The organism is Brasilonema sp. UFV-L1, assembly GCF_012912105.1.
Lineage (GTDB): Bacteria > Cyanobacteriota > Cyanobacteriia > Cyanobacteriales > Nostocaceae > Brasilonema.
The window spans coordinates 1-1,485 of sequence record NZ_QMEA01000323.1; the positions used below are offsets into that span (position 1 = coordinate 1).

The window sequence follows — 1,485 nt, forward strand, 5'->3', positions numbered from 1 at the left end:
GACATAGCTAGCCATTGCTACTCAGTTTTGGGTAGTTATTTGATTTTTGTTCGGTTTTATTACGGTTAACACACCTTAAATCTGGGTAACTCTTGGGTAAGATAGACCCATGAAGTAAAAAGAGTTATGCCTAAACGTGATAAATGGTTTAAAGCTTTGCTTAGTCAAGAAGAATTAGATAAGCTTCAAGCCTACGCAGACAAACAAGGTTGGAACATGTCGCAAGCCTTTAGAGAATGGATTAAGGAGCTACCGTGCTACTCGGATTCAAAACTGAATTGAAACTAACTAATCAGCAACGCACAGCATTTGCAAAGCATTGTGGTGTAGCACGTCACGCTTGGAATTGGGGACTCGGATTGACCAAACAAATACTCGACCACAATAAAGCCAATCCCGATTCTAAAATCAAATTTCCTAGTGCCATTGACCTGCATAAATGGTTGGTAGCACTGGTGAAAAGTGAGCATGAATGGTATTACGAAGTTAGCAAGTCCACTCCACAACAAGCGCTAATGGCGCTACGTGAATCATGGAAACGTTATTTTAACAAAACGGCTGGTGTTCCCAAGTTCAAAAAGAAAGGTCAACGCGACTCTTTCACACTTGAAGGTACAGTCAAAATACTTGGGAATAACAAAATTCAAGTACCTGTGATAGGCGTTCTTAAAACTTATGAGCGACTGCCCTTCGGGTTCGCAGTCCCCTCTGTCGGGAAACCCTCCTGCAGGGCTGTCTCACCACAAGTTAAGCCAAAATCAGTGACAATTTCTCGCCAAGCTGACCGATGGTTTATCAGTTTCCGGCTTGAGACTGAAGCCCAAGAGTCCCTCTATACAAACGTTATAGGAGTTGCTCTAGGTGTCAAGGTGCTGGTGACTCTCTCAACTGGCGAGGTGGTAGAAGGAGCAAAGTCCTACAAGAAATACGAATCCAAATTATCTAGAATGCAATGGTTGAACCGTCATAAAATCATTGGTTCAGCTAATTGGAAGAAAGCACAAATCAAGATTGCTAGTCTTCATAGAAAAATAGCCAATATCCGCAAGGACACATTGCACAAACTCACGACAATGCTCACCAACAACCACGGTGTGGTAGTCATAGAGGATTTGAATGTATCTGGAATGTTGGCGAATCAACGCTTGTCTAAATCCATCGCTGATATGGGATTTTATGAGTTTCGTCGCCAGTTGACCTACAAATGCGAGTTGTATGGTTCCAAGCTAGTAGTAGTAGACCGATGGTTCCCAAGCTCCAAGACTTGCTCAAATTGCGGAACCAAAAAAGAAACACTTACCTTGAAAGAGCGAATGTTTGAGTGTGGTCACTGCGGATTCAGCTTGGATAGAGACTTAAACGCAGCAATCAATTTGTCCAAAATCGCCAGTTAGGTGAGGTTAGCCTGTGGACTGGTTGATGCCGACATCTCCAGGATGATGCAGGAAGTAAACGAAGCTCAGAGTAGATATTTCCAGTAATGGG

The 1,485-nt window shown here is 43.0% G+C and carries 1 protein-coding gene; it reads left to right on the forward strand.

Annotation, left to right across the window (positions count from 1 at the left end; all coding sequences use genetic code 11):
• The first annotated feature begins 254 nt into the window (after nucleotides 1-254).
• Nucleotides 255-1,394, forward strand: coding sequence for an RNA-guided endonuclease TnpB family protein (locus tag DP117_RS35195; protein WP_169222766.1), 1,140 nt, complete (start codon nucleotides 255-257; stop codon nucleotides 1,392-1,394).
• The last annotated feature ends 91 nt before the right edge of the window (nucleotides 1,395-1,485 follow it).